The sequence below is a fragment of the Cedecea sp. genome (assembly GCF_036500665.1).
Classification (GTDB): Bacteria; Pseudomonadota; Gammaproteobacteria; order Enterobacterales; family Enterobacteriaceae; genus Cedecea.
Genome location: NZ_DASYBS010000134.1, coordinates 1 through 1949, shown reverse-complemented (window position 1 = coordinate 1949; position 1949 = coordinate 1). Strand labels below are relative to the sequence as shown.

Below are 1949 nucleotides of genomic sequence, written 5' to 3'. Positions count from 1 at the left end.
ACCCCAGCCATCATCAATCAGGAAGAGGAGCTTTGCAGGTCGGGGAATATACATGCGCGGGATTATAACGGGCTACGGTAGCTGAAAAAAGCGCCTTTCTGACAGCGCCTTAGCTCCCGCCGCAGGCGGGCTACTGTTCATGTCAAACACAGCGTCTGGCGCGGTGCCGTCATCCGTCTGCTGTGCACCAGTTACGACCGGGTCAATCCCACGCTCCTGCCCGGTCATGGCCACCTTCGTGATGAGAAGCAGTGGAAACTGCTATCTGCAAGCGCAATATCAACGCCACTGGAAAGTACACTTCGCCAAAAAGACCAGCGGTGCCTGGCGCAGCGTGAAATACCTTGGCCGGTACCTGAAACGCCCGCCGGTGGCGGCGTCACAACTGCGTCATTACCGCGGCGGCACCGTGGTACACCAGTATAACGACCACAATACGCAGCAGCACAAACGCCAGAAACTGACTCAGGAAGAAATGCTGTGGCGTTACGTCAGCCATATCCCGGCACGGCATTTTAAAATGGTGCGGTACTACGGTTTTCTGGCCAACCGCAAGCGGGGCACGCTGCTGCCGAAGGTCTACAACGCGCAGGAGATGACGGTAAGGGAAAAGCCGAAACGGCCCGGGCTTAGCGGTGCTGATGAAAGGCTTCCTGGGCACAGATCCGTATAAATGTATTCTGTGCGGCGATCGGCTACGTTTTGCCGGCGCCGTAGCGGGCGAACACGCCACAAAAATGCTCTCTGACAGGCTGCACCGGATGGCGAAAAAACGATGGCTTCAGATATCTGAGCTGGATGAATGCGCCTGAAAAATGGGTTTTAGATTAAAAACACATCACAATCGTTATTTTTACGCATTAGCACGCGCCAGACCTCACCTCATGCAGCTATTCCTCATCACTGTTCATGGTTAGGAGACTCAAAAAGGGTCGATTGAATCCCCTAACCATGAACGTCACAGGATGGTGTCCATTAAACGGTCGTTTTATGGAGTGAGAGATGTTTCTGTGTTAAGGAATTGGGCTAGTTATTTTATTCATCAGAACCATTCATACCTCTGGGCGATAAATAAACCATTTAGGTTCTGTTTTTTTCAATACAGAAAAATATCCTTTAATACCCGTCTCAAAAAGGGTTACACTTTCGGTTGAGGCTATGACTGGTCGCCCAAGTTTATTTGCCAGCTTCTGTGCAAATCCTGATGCACCTGTTTTACAGGATACCAGTCGTATTGGTTCATTCTTGTCAATTCCTGCCAGGACAGGGTTCAGTTCTTTGGCCAGTGTATCTGCATCCACTGCAGAGGCTCCAGCAAAGTCGCCTTTAAACAATCCCTCTTCCAGGTCGCCATGCCCTACTATATTGAGGCGTGTTTTTACCCCCCCTTCCGGATGGTCATAGAAGTATTCAAAATTTTCTTTTCTGCTAGGCTTAACAGTCCCAGCTTTTAATTCTTCTACTGTTTTACGTATTTCTCCTCCCTTACCATCCGCCTTATATATAAAGTTACGAGCTTCATCTAAAGTTCTGTCGTACTCGCCATACGAGACATAAGTTTCTAATTTGTTGACACCAACTTTGTTCCTGCGCGATAATGGGGGTGACATTTCAATATCTTTTTCCCAGTCCACTACAGGTACTTTTTTATTGTCTGCCGGTGACTTACCTTGTATATCTGGGTTCATTCCCCCCTTTCCCCGCACTATCCTGAAATCATCACCATTGACGCTGCCGCTGCCGTAAGGTTTTAATGCTCCGTCAGGGTCCTTGTAGAAAATATCATAACTGTTGACGCTCCCGGGAGTTTTTCGTGCGTATAGCGGGTAACCTTCCGGGTGCATCGTCCCCACCACACGCTGATACCCATTATCAGGGTCCGCAGGTCCCAGTTTCCATGCCCTGTCTGAAGGTTTTGATTCAGTTCTCGCCAGCGGAGGGACTTCCGA

Annotated in this window: 2 protein-coding genes and 1 pseudogene; 1 reads left to right on the top strand and 2 read right to left on the bottom strand. The window is 49.7% G+C overall.

Translation table 11 applies throughout. From position 1 onward, the window contains the following. Positions 1–72: 72 nt before the first annotated feature. A complete protein-coding gene (locus VGM55_RS27610) occupies positions 73–228 on the bottom strand; it encodes a hypothetical protein (RefSeq protein ID WP_422653164.1) in 156 nt (51 codons plus the stop codon). Between VGM55_RS27610 and VGM55_RS21310 the strand changes: the two are divergent. Further along, positions 154–812, top strand: a pseudogene (locus VGM55_RS21310) (IS91 family transposase); the annotation flags it as partial. The gene VGM55_RS27610 and the pseudogene VGM55_RS21310 overlap by 75 nt on opposite strands. A gap of 240 nt (positions 813–1052) precedes the next feature. On the opposite strand, the gene VGM55_RS21305 reads toward VGM55_RS21310, so the two are convergent. Further along, positions 1053–1949: hypothetical protein (locus VGM55_RS21305; RefSeq protein ID WP_331636609.1), on the bottom strand; the 897-nt coding region annotated here is incomplete at its 5' end.